Annotated in this window: 16 protein-coding genes; 9 read left to right on the forward strand and 7 right to left on the reverse strand. The window is 40.0% G+C overall.

Annotation, left to right across the window (positions count from 1 at the left end; translation table 11 throughout):
• The first annotated feature begins 56 nt into the window (after positions 1–56).
• From MTN96_RS17880 to MTN96_RS17890, 3 genes are read left to right on the forward strand one after another with little or no spacing between them, the layout of a single operon-like run.
• Positions 57–974, forward strand: coding sequence for a polyphosphate polymerase domain-containing protein (locus MTN96_RS17880; RefSeq protein ID WP_248532414.1), 918 nt, complete (start codon positions 57–59; stop codon positions 972–974).
• A gap of 1 nt (position 975) precedes the next feature.
• A complete protein-coding gene (locus MTN96_RS17885) occupies positions 976–1,563 on the forward strand; it encodes a DUF4956 domain-containing protein (RefSeq protein WP_248532415.1) in 588 nt (195 codons plus the stop codon).
• A gap of 1 nt (position 1,564) precedes the next feature.
• The gene (locus MTN96_RS17890) at positions 1,565–2,656 is read left to right on the forward strand and encodes an OprO/OprP family phosphate-selective porin (RefSeq protein WP_248532416.1); all 1,092 of its coding nucleotides are present in this window, start codon (positions 1,565–1,567) and stop codon (positions 2,654–2,656) included.
• 383 nt (positions 2,657–3,039) lie between these two features.
• Here the strand turns inward: MTN96_RS17890 and MTN96_RS17895 are convergent, their stop codons facing one another.
• The 4 genes from MTN96_RS17895 to MTN96_RS17910 all read right to left on the reverse strand — a co-directional run bounded on the left by MTN96_RS17895 (position 3,040) and on the right by MTN96_RS17910 (position 6,559).
• Positions 3,040–3,921, reverse strand: coding sequence for an NAD(P)-dependent oxidoreductase (locus MTN96_RS17895; protein WP_248532417.1), 882 nt, complete (start codon positions 3,919–3,921; stop codon positions 3,040–3,042).
• A 149-nt stretch (positions 3,922–4,070) separates the two neighbouring features.
• Positions 4,071–4,490, reverse strand: a complete 420-nt coding sequence (locus MTN96_RS17900; protein ID WP_248532418.1) for a hypothetical protein — start codon at positions 4,488–4,490, stop codon at positions 4,071–4,073.
• Between the two features lie 80 nt (positions 4,491–4,570).
• On the reverse strand, positions 4,571–5,872 hold the full coding sequence (locus MTN96_RS17905; protein ID WP_248532419.1) for a S41 family peptidase: 1,302 nt from the start codon (positions 5,870–5,872) through the stop codon (positions 4,571–4,573).
• A 177-nt stretch (positions 5,873–6,049) separates the two neighbouring features.
• Complete coding sequence (locus tag MTN96_RS17910; RefSeq protein WP_248532420.1) at positions 6,050–6,559, reverse strand: hypothetical protein; 510 nt, start codon at positions 6,557–6,559, stop codon at positions 6,050–6,052.
• Positions 6,560–7,177: 618 nt separating this feature from the next.
• Between MTN96_RS17910 and MTN96_RS17915 the strand changes: the two genes are divergently transcribed.
• A complete protein-coding gene (locus MTN96_RS17915; RefSeq protein WP_024032946.1) occupies positions 7,178–7,663 on the forward strand; it encodes a hypothetical protein in 486 nt (161 codons plus the stop codon).
• Positions 7,664–7,690: 27 nt separating this feature from the next.
• Here MTN96_RS17915 and MTN96_RS17920 read toward each other — a convergent pair whose 3' ends face one another.
• On the reverse strand, positions 7,691–8,896 hold the full coding sequence (locus MTN96_RS17920; protein WP_248532421.1) for an anhydro-N-acetylmuramic acid kinase: 1,206 nt from the start codon (positions 8,894–8,896) through the stop codon (positions 7,691–7,693).
• A gap of 147 nt (positions 8,897–9,043) precedes the next feature.
• On the opposite strand from MTN96_RS17920, the gene MTN96_RS17925 reads away from it, so the two are divergent.
• The 3 genes from MTN96_RS17925 (at position 9,044) to MTN96_RS17935 (ending at position 11,404) form a co-directional block, all read left to right on the forward strand.
• Positions 9,044–9,532 carry a GNAT family N-acetyltransferase gene (locus MTN96_RS17925; protein WP_248532422.1) on the forward strand — a complete coding sequence of 163 codons (489 nt, stop codon included), beginning with the start codon at positions 9,044–9,046 and terminating at the stop codon, positions 9,530–9,532.
• A 177-nt stretch (positions 9,533–9,709) separates the two neighbouring features.
• On the forward strand, positions 9,710–10,738 hold the full coding sequence (locus MTN96_RS17930) for an NADP-dependent oxidoreductase (RefSeq protein ID WP_248532423.1): 1,029 nt from the start codon (positions 9,710–9,712) through the stop codon (positions 10,736–10,738).
• A gap of 48 nt (positions 10,739–10,786) precedes the next feature.
• Positions 10,787–11,404, forward strand: a complete 618-nt coding sequence (locus MTN96_RS17935; RefSeq protein ID WP_004586963.1) for a glutathione S-transferase family protein — start codon at positions 10,787–10,789, stop codon at positions 11,402–11,404.
• 66 nt (positions 11,405–11,470) lie between these two features.
• On the opposite strand, the gene MTN96_RS17940 is transcribed toward MTN96_RS17935, so the two are convergent.
• Positions 11,471–11,779 carry a YkgJ family cysteine cluster protein gene (locus MTN96_RS17940; protein ID WP_004586962.1) on the reverse strand — a complete coding sequence of 103 codons (309 nt, stop codon included), beginning with the start codon at positions 11,777–11,779 and terminating at the stop codon, positions 11,471–11,473.
• Positions 11,780–11,824: 45 nt separating this feature from the next.
• Entirely contained in the window at positions 11,825–13,753 is a 1,929-nt protein-coding gene (locus MTN96_RS17945; protein WP_121638252.1) for an ATP-dependent DNA helicase RecQ, read from the reverse strand.
• Positions 13,754–14,256: 503 nt separating this feature from the next.
• Between MTN96_RS17945 and MTN96_RS17950 the strand changes: the two genes are divergently transcribed.
• Together MTN96_RS17950 and MTN96_RS17955 are read left to right on the forward strand one after the other, a co-directional pair.
• Complete coding sequence (locus tag MTN96_RS17950) at positions 14,257–15,561, forward strand: NAD(P)/FAD-dependent oxidoreductase (RefSeq protein ID WP_004586960.1); 1,305 nt, start codon at positions 14,257–14,259, stop codon at positions 15,559–15,561.
• A 135-nt stretch (positions 15,562–15,696) separates the two neighbouring features.
• Positions 15,697–17,787, forward strand: coding sequence for a cupric reductase (locus tag MTN96_RS17955; protein WP_248532424.1), 2,091 nt, complete (start codon positions 15,697–15,699; stop codon positions 17,785–17,787).
• Positions 17,788–17,843 lie beyond the last annotated feature (56 nt).

Genomic DNA, 17,843 nt, shown 5'->3' on the forward strand with positions numbered 1-17,843 from the left:
GTCAGCACGCTGGCACTGCACTCTATTACTTTGCAATTTAATAATCTGAGAAAATTATGACAATTCAAGCACGTTTTAAGGATGAACTTTTTGAAAAGGATACTTCAATCTCACCAGTAGCAATTACTGCTATAAACACTAAAAATAAGCAGGCTCAGCCTGAAAAGCCAGATGCGCATGGCTCATTAACAAGCTTAATTAACGAGTTACTTATTCCGTTTGAAGGTTACGGATTAAACGATCTTAATAACGCTAATTTAATGAACCGTGTAGACAGCAAGTTTATGCTGCCACTATCGTTTTTACCTGAGCTACTTACTCATATACAAGGCCAGTACCGTGTACTTGATATACAAGGAAAGCGATTGTTTTCTTATTATAATCAGTACCTTGATACACCCGAGCTTGATTTATATAAAGCCCACCATAACGGTAAGCTTAACCGCTACAAAGTACGCCAAAGGCGCTACGTTGATACAGCCACCGAATACCTAGAAGTAAAACTAAAAAACAACCAAAGCCGCACAGTAAAAACACGTATAAAGCTCGCGCAAACTAACAACCAGCAAGCTAACAGCACGGCGTTTATTAAAGAGCAAATGAAAAACAGCTTTGCACATTTAAATGTAACCCAGCAAAGCGGCTATAACCGCATAGCCCTAGCTAACGAAGAAAAAGCCGAGCGTTTAACGCTTGATTTTAACCTGTGGTACAACACCCCAAAAGGCGATAACAAAATAACCTTACCGGGCTTTTTTATTGCCGAGCTTAAACAAAGTAAAAAAACAAAACGCTCGCCATTTTATAAACTTATGAGCAAACACCACATATTCCCTGCCTCGTTTAGTAAATACTGCATTGGCTGTGCTTTGCTCTACCCCGAGCGATTAAAAGTAAACCGCTTTAAACCTGTTTTAGCCCGCTTAAAACACCTTAACCGCACTAACCCGCTTTTACCTTTAGAGAATAATTAAAATGACCAAATTAGATCTTATTTTTCTTTCCCGCTTTTTAGTAAATATCCTTTCACTGGCTGTACTTTGCTATGGCTGTTATTTTCGCGTAAGTAAAAATGCAGTGGTAGCAGGCTCGTTTATTTTATTTGGCGTAGGCGTTTTTATTATAACCTTTTTGCTGCACGGCGTTGATATGTCAATGGAATTTGCATTTGGCCTATTTGCCGTATTTACCATGCTAAGGTATCGCACTGAGTCTATTTCGATTAAAGAGATGACCTACTTATTCCTTGTTACTGCCATTGCTTTACTGACCTCTGTAGGGCAAATGAGCTTAATTGAGCTAAGTATTCTTAATGGCATTATTTGCTTAATTGCCTTTTTGATTGACTCAAGCGTATTTGTAAAACGCTACGAAGTACAAAGCGTTTGCTACGAGCGCATAGAAAACATAACCCCGCAAAACCAAGCCACACTAATTGATGATTTAAAACAGCGCACGGGCCTAAACGTCGTTGCCGTAGACATAGAACACATCGACTTTTTAAGAGACGTCGCGCAACTAAAAGTAAGTTACCTAGCCGAAAAACAAATAAAGGCAGCCTAACATGACCTCTAAACAAACGATGACTTATGCGGCACTTTCAGCGCTTTGCCTTGTTAGTAACGCAAGCTTTGCCAAAATTAACGACAATATAGACCTAAGCGGCTATATCATGCTCGACTACAACAAGTTTGATACCTCTTTGTTAGAGGGGCAATACGACAGCAGCAGCTCAGAAAGTACCTCTGAAATACGCCGCGCACGCCTAAGTTTTAAATCAGGTATAAGTAAAGATTGGAAAAGTAAATTTCAGCTTGGCTTTGCCGATGGCGAAACCGAAATAAAAGACGCCTACCTAGAATACTCTGGCTGGAAATATGCCGATTTAACCATAGGCCAACAAAAAGAAGGTTTTGGCCTAGAAAAACTAACTAGCTCGCGTAAATTGCTAATGCTCGAACGCAGCATGATAAGCGAAGCGTTTTCACCAGGACGCAGCTTAGGTATTAGCCTTTCCGGGGACATAGCCTCAGTAAATTGGCAGCTAGGTTATTACGAGCCCGATGAAGACGAAGCAACGTCTGCTATTACAGGGCGCGTAACTTGGGTGCCATGGCAGCAAAACACCAACCTTTTATATCTAGGCGTCGCCTTTAGTAAGAGGCAGTACGACGGTAACGAATTTAGAGTGAATGAACCTCTTGAGGTTTATACCGCCGACTCATTAATAGAAGGCGATAAAATTAATGCCGATAGCCTTTCGCAACAAGGCGTAGAGCTACTATGGCTAAAAGACAGATTTACCATGATGGCCGAGTGGCAACAAGCACAAGTAACCAGTATTGAAAATACAACTAACGATTACGAAGGCGGCTATTTACAATTTGGTTATCAGCTATCAGGCGGATACCGCAAGTATAAAAACGCAAAACTAGGCGCAAGCTCAGAGCCAGGCTGGGAACTTACAGGCCGCTACAGCCTACTTAAGCTCAAGCAAGAAAACCAAGACGCAAAAACCTACGCCCTCGGCGTTAACTACACCGTAAACAAAAACATAAAGTTTATGGCCGACTACATTAAAGCCGACTACTTTGATGCAGGCGGTACTATCACATCGGGCAATGCAATCTCATTAAGGCTGCAGTATTCGTTTTAATACATTTGGTGTTTAGTAGGTTAGCCCAAACCTGTATTAAACGTTACGTTTAATACAGGGGCTTATTTTAATAGAGCTGTTATAAACTCCTAAAGGTTACTTATCAGGTTGGTACTTATTCCACTAATTACAGTGAGGGATTTAAGTTTACCTGTTCACTAATTAATATCGTTCAATAAAAATGAACACCAGCATTTAGTGAACAAAAGATGGACAAGGGCTAATACAGGCAGCTATCGAAAAACTAAACTTGCAAACGAGTTTAGGCACAAAGTATGAAACTTTTAAAAAAGAGTGTACTGAGGGCGAACTCGCTTTGCCTAATGTTAAAAGCAATGCATAGTAAAAACGCTGCCCATGCCGAATCACTCTTAATTGCTTTGTTAGCTGCGTTTCAAAATTGGCAATACTTCAGGTATTTCAGTATCTAGCATTTCCAAAACGCTTTTAAAACCATGTATAGGTGACCACCCTAATTTGTCACAGGCAGATGATGAGTCATATACGCGATCTAAGCTTTGAGGTAGTTGCCAATTTCTTTGTTTAAATGCTAGCGCGATGTCAGGACATTGACGCTCGATGACAGATGCTGCATCAGTATATAGAGCTTCACAATCAGAAAGTTGAAAAGGTGTAGCGCCTGAGATTATAAAACGATTAAAACCACTTAAGCGTTTTTCCACAGAACATAAATGAGCGTTTGCTACATCACGAGCATCTATGCCACGAGTAAGGCGAAATACTGCCATTAAATCCGCAGGTTCAGGAAAACATCTCGACATTTGCAGCACAGTAACTGGAAGCTGAAACAACTTTGAAATTTCTTCTAGCTTAGCTTCAGCCGCAATTTTACTTTTATGATAAATCGACTTGGGTTGAGGTGTGATGTCTTCATTTATCCAACCTGCAATACCTTTAGGTGTTGAAGCATAGCCGTACAATGCAGTAGTGCTGGTAAAAATAAAGTGCTTAATACCTGCTTTTAATCCAGCCAGAGCGAGTTTCTCGGTCGCGTCTACGTTGATAGACTGAAACTCTGAATCAGGTACTAAACCAACATGTGGAGCGTGAAGAGCCGCTGTATGAATGATGACATCAACATTTTTAAGAGCCCGATCAATCAGATCACTATCAAGAATATCACCAATGTAATCGGCTGTTGAGCAAGGCGTTTTATCAATGCCGACCACGTCATGGGTGCGCATTAATTTAATATAGATTGCACGCCCGACTCTACCGGCAGAGCCTGTTACTAAAATTCTCACTATGACACCTTACTAATGATTGACTTCAAAGCAGCTAACTTTTAAATAAGGGGCGCAGACATGTGGGGCATAATGGCGAAGCCGCCCCACGTGTATGCGTCCCAGCGAACGCAGTGAGTGTATTTATTGAGTTGTTATATGCGTGCCTTTTACAACACATGGACGTTGTTGATAGTTGCTGCATAAAATCCGTTACCTTGCGGGATAAACTCAAACTCCACTGTTAGATCCGTAATCTCACTATTAGACGGAAGATAAAAACCAAAAATTAGGTGTCCAGATTCGGTTTCCAAATATTCGGGAAAACATCTGGAAAGGTCTTCATTATGGAATGTTACTGGCGATGTGTTGTCGTAATATTCCTGTACAGCAAACTTCAATTTGGCTTCTGTCCAAGTTTCTCCGTAGCTGTTTGGGCAATCCAATAGTTTCTGGGCTTCGCTGAACTTTTGTAGAGAGAGCAGCCTTAACCAATTCTGACAGTAAGACTTCACATACACTTCTTTGTTTTGTTCAGCGATAGTTAGAATGAATTCCTCAAAAGCATATAACGCTTTGCTAAGCGGCAATAAAATAGCTGGCTAAAATTAGCGAGGAACGAGCAAAAGCCAGCTGTTTTTCGTCCATTTAAGCAACTTGTTAGCAATTTTTACATCGTTCTCTGAAACTCTCGTGCATCCTCGCCAAAAGAGAGCATTTTCAATGCTACGGCTTCTTTATCTTTATATATTGCTTGCAACCGTGCTTCAGTAAACGCTTTAAAAATAATAGTTTCTTTATCAAGTAGCTCTATTTCAAAAGCTGGATCATCTAAATATTGATAAAAAAGTTTGCCATTTTCTTGAAAAATTTTGCGCTTACCATACGTACCTATAATTTGATTGAAATCACTCTGACTTGGCTGGTACTGGCTGGATTTTGCTTTAACCAATGGATAGACCCATTGATGCAAACTAAGGTTGCTACTATTATTTTTGATTAAGGAATTAAGCACCTCAGCATAAGCTACATTAAGTGCATTGTCGCTGTTGGTTTCTATATTTGGTTTTACACCTTTTCTTTCCCAATTATCTTTTGTTCGAGGGTCAACAGGTCGTGTAGATGGTAAAGTGAGAATATAATCGTTATTGACTATTTCTGCACTTCTACCATGAGCGGCACCAGCAGTTACCTCTCCAACAATGGTTGCTCTAGTCAAACTTTGCATAGCATAGCTAAAGCCTTCTGCAGCGGATGCAGAATTTCTGCTGGTGAGAATATAAAGCGGAGTATCTTTAAACCTAGGACCCGGAACATATGGAGACGTCCAATCTTGCGTTTGAGTTAACACACCGTTTTCACGTTGTTCAAAGGTTGATAAGTGGACGGTATCTAAGTCAAAAAAGTAACTTGCTAAGGAAGTTACCATAAATGGGCTACCACCAAAATTGTTCCTTAAATCAATAATGATACCATCTGCATACTGTAAAAATTTCATCCCATTTTCAAGCGTCTCTCCACCTAAATGACTGTCAGAGAACATTCTTATGTCGAGGTAACCAATGTTTCCATCAAGCATTTCAACTTTTTTAAAACCATAGTTATCTGTCGGAGTTTCCATGGCTCGACTATCCGAAAACGCTTTAGTTTGTGCTGATGAACGGTATGTTTTCAGTTCATTTACCCATTGTGGGTCATAAACGACAGAGAGGTGTTTATCATTAGCAATTTTGTTTAATTCTAAAGTCATAAAATCAGCTATATCTTCAGCTGATTCTAGGCGACTGCAATCAGAGAGAAATAGCTTGGAGCGCATTAACTTAGATAGCTTTGTTGCCGTATTTTGAATTACGTAGTTATCTTCAAGCTGCTTAGCAATAATTTCTGACACATCACGACAATCTGCCGCAGCAACTGAATTACATAAAACTAATGAGCCAATGGCGAGGGATTTTAGTATTTTATTATTCATATTCTTCCTGAAATTTTATTATTATTTTTTAATAACGTCCGAACACACCAAAAGGGGTTAAAAAAATTTCCACATGCTAAATTAAATTGCTAACGCTCGATTAACGGGTTAAAAATAGTGGGCTAAAATTGAGCGAAGCGAAGAGCCCGCTGTTTTTAATCCCTGTTTAATTGCTTGTTATAAGCCACTTACCACTTTAAGGTAGGATTTAGTACCAATACCGAGCTGAGCCCAAACTTTACGTTTATGATTGCCGATATAATCGTATTGCTCACCCATTTCCCAAAGAGTAACTATTTGGTCAGGGAAAATATACTCTGACTCATTAAATGAATGACTCTCCGATTCATTAGCAGAAATTACTTTAAACAAAGTACTTCCATCAATATCAAACACGTCAATATCACCGAACATAAGTTGGTAATTTTCGTTTTGAGAAACCCCGATAAAGTTAACTAAGTCGTTTTCAAACTCAATTTGAAGACAGCTATCAAAATAAAAATCACTCGCCTCATCTGACAGACTGAAAAAGCCCGCAAGTAATTCTCTTACTTGCTCTCTATTCATTCCAAGTTTGACAGGTCCAATTCCATTGTGAGGCTTAATTAAAAACTCCATATCTTCCCATGGCTTATAACAATTTAATAGTGCGCTCATCGCGCATATTTCTGCCGACTTAGCGCTCATTTATCTACTTTATATAGTTTTAACAAATTACCTAAGGTATTACTATCACTAAGTTTTCTAAAGTTTTTAGGTAAACTTAAATAATCCAATTTGCGCGCAGCGCTCATTTCCATGAATATATGCGCAAAGCGCAGTTTAACCAATCAATTAACGGCGATATTTAGCCAATCTCAATGAGCGGTTATCGCTCATAAACGCCTTACTACATTTTTAACATAGGATAGCTTAGCTTGTGAGGGCACTCTTCTAATACGGGCTACAACAATAAACCGCAACCTATACCGTATTAAATCAAGAAAAATAAAGTATGGAATATTAATTTAGGATCTTTATTTAGTGTTTCAATTAGTTTAATCCCAACAACCAAATTCCAAACCTTATGAGAAAGCCCAAATAAGGAACAACAACACCATCGCTACAAGTCTTGCCACGTAAGGCTCTTTATTCCAGATGTGTGACAAACCATTCCAAAACCGAATGAGAAAGAACATATAGCGATCTTTTTTGATCAAAATACAGCGATTATACGATTAAGTGCAATTTGTCATAAAACTGCAATCAAAATAGGTGATAATTTAAACTCGAACTGTATTTTTTATAATCTAGAAGTTGAAGTAAATGAGCACACCAATGACGCAACTCACATTTGCGTTACAATCGTTTGAAGATCCTCTCTCTGCGGCTATGGGCCACACAATGGAATACGAGCAGTTAACCTTGCAAGCCAGTGCTATGCATGAAATAACGCTGCAATGCGTATTGCCTGACGACGCCCACGAAAACGATATTATTTCGCTGAGCGCAACGTATCCCAGTGCCCGTGATGCACAATACTTTACTGAAAAAGTACTCACTAACGCCGATTTAGAGCGTGGTTATGTATATTTAACATTAAGTAAAATTACCCAAAGCCACTGCTTAGTAATGCAATTGATGCTGCATGGCTTAAATGCCACTTTAAAAAATAGTTTACAGTTTGATATGCAAGTAAATGCGTTTGAGGCTGGTTATAAAAATCAGCAAGCCCTTAAAAGCCAAACTAAGCCACACGGCGTTAAAAAATACTTTCGGAATATGAGCTCAAGTTTATTTTCGTTTTTTTAATGTGTTGGTATACAAATTTATAAAAACTTAATCAGCAAAACTCACTTTACCCATAGTGACCCCTGCAATACCCTGCGCAGTATTATTTAGGTGCTGCTGCTCACCTGCTAGGCATTCGTTGGCTAAAATGGCAAATAGTACGGCCTCTTTGGCATCGGGGTTTATGCCTAAATCATCAGTATTTTTAAACGCTTTAATAGTCGGGCACAGCGCATTAAGGTGCGCCATTAATAATGGGTTATGAATACCGCCACCACTTGCGTACACCACACACTCTTTAGCACTTTGCCCACATTCATTTAACGCGTTTGCAATTACCCTCGCGCTAAACATATTTAAAGTTGCCATAACATCTTCATGGCTTAAGTGCTGTGTATTTGTTTGCAGCTGAGCTCCATGCAAATACGCTAAATTAAATACTTCAGGCCCTGTTGTTTTAGGCAGCGCAAGCTCAAAAAAAGTGTTGCTACACAATGCATTTAATAAGAGTGAATTAACCTTGCCAGCTTTAGCTATTTTAGCGCCATCATCAAAGTGCATGCCTTTAAAATGCTGCTGTACGTACGCATCCATAATAGTGTTACCTGGGCCTATGTCGCTACTAAATACGCTATTTGCATCACCACTTTTAGGTAAAAACGTTAAATTAGCAATACCACCCATGTTTAATAAAATGCGGTTCTCATTGGGGTTTGCAAAAAATAAGTAATCGCCATATAACGCAAGCGGTGCACCTTCCCCTCCTGCGGCTATGTGTTTTTGCCTAAAGTCGCCAATCGTTGTAATACCGGTAGTAACGGCTATTTGGTCGCTGTCGCCAATTTGTAATGTGCCATTAGTAAAGCTCTTATGATTATGCTGCGACTGTGGGCTGTGGTAAATTGTTTGCCCATGACTGGCAATTACATCAATACTTGCTGGATTTACCTGCCAAGTATGTAAGCACTGAGTAACCATCTCGCCATGGAGTTTACCCACCCACGGGTGCAGTAAGGTTACTAGTTCTAAGTCACACTCTCGTTTGGCAAATACCTGCTTTATTTTGCTTTTATACTCGTTGTTATAGTCAACGGTGGTAAAGTTAAGCACTTCAATTTGCGTATTTATACCTGCGCCCGTTACCTTACACAGTGCTACATCGAGCCCATCTAACGAGGTACCACTCATTAAACCTATAATTAAACGGCTTGGTTTTTGGGCACTATTATAAAGGGCTGCTATGTGTGGGTGCATAAAGGTATCTTAAACAGGTATCATATTTTGCTTATATTAGAGTACTTTAAAACAAAGTTATAGCCGTAAACGGTTAATCTTTGTGATTGTGCAATCTCTAATTGCTTGCTAAGTTGACCCGTATGCAACAGACACTTAATTAAAACAATGATCACCCTAAGAGACTTTAAACCAAAGGACGCGCCACACATTATTAATACCTTAAACGATGAACAGGTTACGCGCTTTTTATCCTCTAAAATTCCATTTCCGTATACTCAAGCCAACGCCGACTGGTGGATAAACCAAGGCTCTAAAAGTGGAATAGTTAAGGCCATTGTTGTAGATGAGCAATTTGCGGGGTGTATTGGTATCACCCCCGGAGAATTTGAATATAGCCGCAGTGGCGAAATAGGCTATTGGCTTAATAGCCACTTTTGGGGGCAAGGAGTAATGAGCCGGGCTATTTCGCAAATTTGCGATGACGCATTTAAAAGCTCAAACCTAAACCGTATTTTTGGCGCTGTATTTGCTGGCAATACAGGCTCTGTAAAGGCACTCACTAAATGCGGTTTTAAGGCCGAGGCTGTTCTCAAACAGGCCATTTATAAAAATGGTGTATTTTACGATAGCCATATTTTTAGCAAGCTAAAATAAACCGTTTAGAATAAATACTCTGCAAAGCTTGAATTACCAGCCTCGCGCCCAAAGCTCGTGTATTAAGGTACAAATTTTTATTTTCGTATAACTTAGCGCGCATTATTGTTTAGGCTCAACCTGGTTTTAAACGCGTAAACATTCGCTAAGTAAATTCACTCTTAAGAGGAGATTTTTATGTCTGCAACTAGTCGTCAACTTACTTTAGCATCACGCCCGCACGGTGCCCCTACCGATGAAAACTTTGAACTTAAAACAGTAGATTTACCAGCGCTTAAAGATGGCGAGGTGCTGCTGCGCACTATTTACCTATCACTTGACCCATACATGCGTGGCCGCATGAGCGATGCAAAGTCGTATGCCGATCCGGTTAATGTGGGCGATGTAATGGTAGGCGCTACCGTATGCCAAGTAGAAGAGTCTAAAAACGATAAATACAGCGAAGGCGAATGGGTACTTGCTTACACCGGTTGGCAAGATTACGCCATTACTAACGGCGAAGGTCTTATGCAATTAGGTAAAGAGCCAGAAAACCCATCGTACGCACTCGGTATTATGGGTATGCCAGGCTTTACAGCCTACATGGGCTTACTTGATATTGGTGCACCTAAAGAAGGCGAAACCGTTGTTGTAGCTGCAGCAACAGGGCCGGTTGGCGCAACCGTTGGCCAAATAGCTAAAATTAAAGGCTGTAAAGTGGTAGGCGTTGCTGGTGGCAGCGAAAAATGTACACATGCCGTTGAAAATCTGGGCTTTGATGCCTGTATTGATCACAAAGCTGATGACTTTGCAGAGCAGCTAGAAAAAGCCTGTGATAACGGCATAGATGTTTATTACGAAAATGTGGGCGGTAAAGTGTTTGATGCCGTATTACCTCTACTTAATACCGCAGCTCGTGTGCCACTGTGTGGTTTAGTGTCGCAATATAATTCTACCAGCCTTCCAGATGGTCCTGATCGTATGGGTATGCTAATGGGGCAATTGCTTACTAAACGTATTAAAATGCAAGGCTTTATAATTTTTGACGATTACGGCGACCGTTACGACGAATTTGCACAAGACATGCAAAAATGGCTACAAGATGGCAAAGTACAATACCGCGAACACATGGTAGAAGGTATTGAAAACACCATTAGCGCATTTAACGATATGCTAAATGGTAAAAACTTTGGTAAAACCGTTGTTAAAATTAACGAGCCACTTTAAATTTTACAAAGCGTTACTGCACATGCAGTAACGCCAACAAGGACTGACATGATTAAACTACACCATTTAAATAAATCGCGCTCAAAACGTATTATTTGGCTTTTAGAAGAGCTGGATGTTGATTACGAAATTGTTGCCTACCAGCGCAACACAGAGACCTTTTTAGCGCCTGACGAACTTAAAAAAGTACACCAATTAGGTAAGTCTCCAGTGATTGAAGACGATGGCTTAATTGTTACAGAATCTGGCGCGATCACCGACTATTTAATTACTAAATACGGTAACGGTAAATTTGCACCAAAAGCTGGCACTGCCGAATATGTTGAGTATCAACAATGGCTTCACTTTGCGGAAAGCTCTGCTATTTTACCGCTGTTGCTTAAAATGTTTGTTTTAAAAGATGGCGCTAAAACAGAGTTTTTAGAAAATTACGCCGATGCAGAAACCGTGAAAGTAATTAGCTACTTTAACGACCGACTCCAAGGTAAGCGTTATTTAGTCGGCGACACGTTAACCGGTGCCGATATTATGATGTCGTTTATTGTAGAAATAGTTAAAAACTCAGGCCAGCTTGCCCACTTTAAACACCTTGTAAAATACGATGAACAATTACAAAGCCACGAGAAGTTTCATACAGCTAATGAGCTAGAAGCTAAATACGATTAATTAAAGTACAAAACACAGATAAACCAAAGGGGCTTTTAAGCCCCTTTTTTAGTGCATATGTTTTTATTAAATACCCGCTATTTCGCGCTCTGTAATACACTCGTTTGAGGCCATTTCAAACTCGCGGCACGTAAGTGGGCGGTTTTCGTAAATAGTACACATTAGGGTATTGCGGTCGAGTGCTTGGCACCAGCCGTCGTCTGCGCGTTTCATTACTTCGCTGCCCCATTTGTCGTAATCAATGTACTGAAAAGGCACGCCCGTGTCGGTCACTATGCGCACTTCTAATTGGCAGCAACATGCCTGACAATTAGCGCAGGTTACGGGCTCAGGTGTAGAGGAAATAGTTTTACTTGGAATAACAGTATTAGGCATAGTGACTTACTTTTTTGAATAAGCCACTAGGATACAGTAACTAATTTAACGCGCTAGTAGTTTTGCTTTTATATCGCTGTAACGCATCTGCTCACAAAGCGCAAAACCACTCAGTTGGCGCACTTTATTACGTGCAAATAATGGCACACTCATGCCTGCTAAAAAGCGGCACTGGGTTTCAATACCTACACTGTGAATACCTTTTGTTGCCATGTGCGCTAAAAACTCATCCACTTTTTGATAAACCACGTCATCGGCAATATGAGCAGGCTCTATTGAATACTCAAGCTTTACAGCATTACCACGGCATACACTACAATGCCCGCATTGCGCTGGCGCATTTTGGTCGTCAAAATAGCGCGCCAAGTTATAGCTTAAGCAACTTTGTAGCTCAAAAAAGCGTACCAATGCAGCTATACGTTTAATCTCAGCTTGTTCTTTTTCGATAAAATAACTGTGTAATTGTTTTGCAAGTTCAGGGTTATTTATAACCTCACTATGCACTTTGTAAACTTGGGTAATACGTTTGGTTTCAAGGGTTATTAGGTTTTTTTCGGCTAAGTAGTCAAGCGCTGCCACTACGCGTTTACGGTCAACTTGGGCGGCTTGGGTAAGGGTGTCGAAATTAAGCGTGCCCCATATTTTTTTAAAATCGGTGTGGCTAAATATTTGCGTTAAAAAGGCTTGGCGCTGCTCGTCAAACTGGCTAAGTAGCTCGTTTTTATCAACCAAAAACTTGTATTTAAAATCGGCGTAATAGGCGTACTGCGGCGTTATTGCACCTTGCATTTCTAGTTGTACCAGCAAGGTTTTAAGCGCTAATTGGCGAATGTTACTTTCGCTTGAAAGACTGTACTCTTGCATTTCCCATTGCTGCGGCTGGGCTTTAATATCGTTAATTACGTATTCAATGCCGCTCAGCTCAGGGGTGTCGCCATACACAAAGTTTTCTACTGTGTTTAGGCCATCTAAATTAGCCAAGGTGTAGCAGTTTGATGGGTTGCCATCGCGCCCTGCGCGGCCAATTTCTTGGCTGTAGTTTTCAATCGATTTTGGTAAATCGTAATGAATAACAAAGCGTATATCTGATTTATCAACGCCCATACCAAAGGCTATTGTTGCCACAACAACGTTAATTTTACCCGCCATAAAATCATCTTGAATTTGCCAGCGTAGTGTATCTTCAAGCCCTGCATGATACGCAACCGCCTGAATACCTTGCGCACTTAGCGTATTAGCCACTTGCTCAGCACTTTGCTGAAGCGTTACATACACAATACCTGGGCCATTTTGCGCACGCACTATGTTTGTAAGCTCAGTGTTTTTATCAGCCGTTTTTACACTTAGCACACTTAAATCGAGGTTAGCGCGGTAAAAGCCTGTTTGTACAATACATTCTGGGGCAATATTAAAACGCTCGCTCATGTCGCGTTTTACTTTTTTTGTGGCTGTGGCGGTGAGTAATAGTACCAGTGGAATATTTAGCTCTTCGCGGTATCGCGGTAGTTTAAGGTAGTCGGGTCTAAAGTTATGGCCCCATTCAGATATACAGTGCGCTTCGTCTACCACCAGCATAGACAGCGCAACTTGGCTTATAAACTCTCTAAAACGCTCGTTTTTAAAACGCTCAACCGACACCATTAATACTTTAATTTTACCATTTCGTACATCGTTCATTACGGTGCTGCTTTGCATTTGGTCTTGGCTAGAATCAAGGCTTGCTGCGTAAATACCTTTGCTATTTAAAAAGCTAATTTGATCTTTCATCAATGCAAGTAAAGGCGACACCACCAAGGTTAAGTTTGGTAAATGCATAGCTGTTAGCTGATAACACAACGACTTACCCGACCCCGTAGGAAATATAGCCAATGACGACTGCCCATTTAAAAGCTGCTCAATGGTTTGCTGTTGCCCTGCTCTAAATTGGCTAAAACCAAAATGCTGCTCAAGTGATTTAATTAATGGCGTGGTCATAAATATCCTTTTTGGCTAGGGAATAGGCTTTAACAGCAAAAGTGCAACGTAAATGAAATATTTGCATATACCCCAAAGCATCTCAATATAAGAGTGTCGGTTGGCATTAAAAGCAATTTAGATAAAGCATAGATTGTAAGTATTAGCGGCTTTATCGCAACAATCAAAAAAGTATTGAAACTTACTTAAAATCAATAGATTAAAAGATTTAAAAGCATTTAATATCAGCGTTATACCCTATTAAAAGCAAGCTGTCTTTTATGTAAAGTAGCGCCTTTATATTAGGGCCCTGTAAAGCGCTAAATTTTTCATACTGAGGCGATTTAGACCTTAGTATACAACAAATAAGCTTATCAATTGCTGACATATGTTTTATTTAGGCGCAAAATACGCAGCAGATGCTCAATGGTGTTAACAGCCAAGCTAATTTTGTATACCCAAGTGATTTTTTATAAGCGTTATAAGCAGATTATTTGGGTATATTATTTTTTAAGGGCATTGCTATGAATATAACTAAACCTAAAATCGTCGTTATTGGCGGTGGCGCAGGCGGACTAGAGCTGGCAACACAATTAGGGCATAAATTAGGGAAGAAAAAACAAGCCGAAATTCTTTTAATCGATAAAAACCGCACCCACATATGGAAGCCGTTACTACACGAAGTAGCGACAGGCTCTATTGACCCTGATTTAGATGGCGTTGTGTATTCAGCCCACGCTGCAAAACATCATTATAATTTTCAGCTTGGTACATTTTGCGATATAGACCAAAGCAATAAAACCATTACCCTTGCACCGCATCTAGATGAGCTAGGCCACACTATTTTGCCACAGCGCAGCGTACGCTACGACCACCTTGTTATTGCCATTGGTAGCGTAAGCAACGACTTTAATACCCCAGGCATAAAAGATCATTGCTACTTTTTAGACTCAAACCAGCAAGCTGAGCGTTTTCAGCATTCTCTACTCGACAGCTTTACTCGCCTTCACCAAGACGACAACCAACAACAATCATTAAATATTGCCATTGTGGGCGGCGGCGCAACCGGTGTTGAGCTCTCGGCAGAGCTTTACCATGTATCTGAATTATTAAAGCTTTACGGCCTTACAAATATGTCGTCTAAGCGTTTACATATTCATTTAATAGAAGCGGGGCCCCGTATTTTGCCCGCCCTACCCGAGCGCATAGCCGATAGCGCAAAGCGCGAGTTATTAAAACTCGGCGTAAACGTACGGGAGCAAACACTGGTAAAAGAAGCCACCGAACAAGGGTTTATAACAAAAGACGAAGAACACATAGACGCCGATATAATGGTATGGGCTGCAGGTGTAAAAGCGCCAGATTTTATTAAAGATTTAGGTATTTTTGAGCTTACTCGTAGCAACCAAATTCAAGTAAACGAGTTTTTACAAAGCACAGTAGATGAAAGCATTTTTGTTATTGGTGATTGCTGCGCCTTTACCCAAGAAGACGGAAAGCTCGTCCCCCCACGTGCGCAATCGGCGCATCAAATGGCGCTATGTGTAGAAAAAAACCTCATTGCCACGTTAAAACAACAGCCATTGTGCGGCTTTAAATATAGCGACCATGGCTCTCTCGTTAACTTATCGCGCTACAGTACGGTAGGTAATTTAATGGGTAACCTAACCAGCAATACCTTTTTTATAGAAGGTAAAATTGCTCGCTTTATGTATATATCACTGTATCGCATGCACCAGCGCGCCATACACGGCAGCGCAAAAACCTTTGCGTTATGGATAAGCGAAAAAGTACTGCGCGTAGTACGCCCTAAAATGAAACTGCATTAATACATAAACAGCAGCTAAATAGTCAAAAAGCTTTAATAGGTAATGTAAATTATCTTTTAAAGCTTTTTTGCATTATGCGTATCTAAAATAGTACCATGCAGTTAGATGTAATTGTAATTCAAGGGATTGACGCTAATGAAAAAAGTACTTTTTGGGATTGTAATAATCACTGCTTTAGCTGTTTATTTTTTTCAAACTCAACCGCACTCTGTAGCTGTAGAGCAAGCAGAACAAGTTAAACCAACCACCTCTCAGACCAGCGTAGTTAATAAAAAGCAGCCAAATGAGGACTCACCGCTACAGGTAGTTAATAAACTAAAAAAACAGATTAGCCTGTGTAGAGATCAGTCACAACAACAAAGCAATAAAGTACAAACATTGAATCAATCGCTTGTTTCATTTTTTGTAAGTGAACTTAAAAAAGGGACATCGGTATCCACGCTTTTAAAGTATACAGATTTATCAAAAATCAATCAGCGTACATACATTGCCCTTTTAAAAGATGCCATTATTGCAGAGCAAAAGCAGCAACTTAACATTACTAGCTCTTTAAACGAGTTAGCTAATTGGCAAGGTATTGAGGCAATTAAGGGCTTCACCAATGATAAAGTAAAAGAAATGATACAACAGCTTGGAGATAATAAGCATAACCCTCCAGGACTTACTCTGAGTGTACCCCTTGATGAAAATGTACAAAAAGAAACGCTTTACGCTTTATTAAGCAACACCGATACATTTACCACTTACTCTAAAACGTTTATTAAACTTGAAGGCAGTGAGGTAATTTCTCCGGCGACATTGTTTGTGCTTAATGCAAATAAATTTACGCCAAAAGAGTTTGAGCAGGCAATTTCATCTAACCAATTTACAGTGAATGAAGTGGCTACCGCTATAAAAAACGATATTCCAAATGAGTATATTATTGCGCTTTTACAGCAAGTTCCCGTGCTAGATGCCATGCCGTTATACGAAAAAAACACTGTTTTATATAACTTAGCCGATATTGCGGTCAGTAAATTTAATTTACCTCTTGTAAAAGCACTGCAAACAAAAGGCGTTACGCCAACCAACGAGCCAGGCCTATTTACAGGTTTAGACGTGGCTATTGTAAACCTGCCTAAAAGCGGTAACTTAACCCTAGCCCCATTAGATACTAAGCACACCCAGCTTTTAGATTATCTTAAAAAGCGTGGTTACAAAGCACATAGCGGCAATGCGAATGAAGACCTAAATAGCAAAGGGGTATTTTTTGTAAATGACTTTATTTACCAGCAAGGGGCCTATATTAATAAGCAGGACAACCCAGCGCAATACGCTTACTTTAGCCCTATTGGTAAAATTAACAATAACGCGTTACCCCAAATAACTGAGCCTGATAATTCTGATGTTGCCCTTTTTTTAGTAGATTTAAAGCAGCAAAAAGCGCAGCTAAACAATAAAAGGCAAAACTGTGAGCTGTTACAACAACAGTTAAAAGATACAGAGCAGCTGCACACAGTAATGCAAGCTTATGACAAAGTTCAACAGGTTAAAAATAAGCACGGTTCTAACTTTGTACGTGTTTTGCACGATATAGACCCTGTTTTAGTCAATTATTGGTGGAGTAGTCTGAGTAACCAGCTTTCAAACGATAGAAGCCAAAGCACATTTAACGAATATTTATCTAAGAAAGAATATCAAAAAGCTTATGAATACAGCCTCAGTACGGTATTAACTCAAGCCGAAACCGATACGCTTTTTTCTTTATTACTCTTAAACCCTGATGATTTAATCACTACTTGGCAAAACCGCATAAACCCTAAGCCACCGCGTGAGTTAACACGATTAAGCCGCTTTTCGCTAAATCATTGGCAAGCACTCGCACAGGCGGGTTTTGATTTTTCGATTACCGATATACATGGGCGCGACGTTTATACACAAGCTGCATCGTCTTCTTCTGAGGCAGTACAGTTTTTAATTGATAATAAAATACCGGCTGATCCAAGTAAGCTTGGCGTAGATATACTCGACTTAGCACTAGAGCAAAGTTACAGCAAAGGGGAGTTAAGCCCAATGATTCCTTTAGCTTTGCAGCTTGTGGAAAAATTTGAGCCAAACCACTTAGCCCGCGTAGCACGATTAAAAATGTTTTACCCTGAGGTTTATCAGCAGTTAATTCAGCTAAACCCAGCGCTTAAGCCTGCCCAGGGCACAGAGCTAAATCATTATATATTTGATAATCACTAAATAACCCGCTAAGCACGCTAACGCCACTTAGCGTGCTATTTGAAAAATTAATGTCT

This window comes from Pseudoalteromonas sp. 2CM28B, from assembly GCF_023161935.1.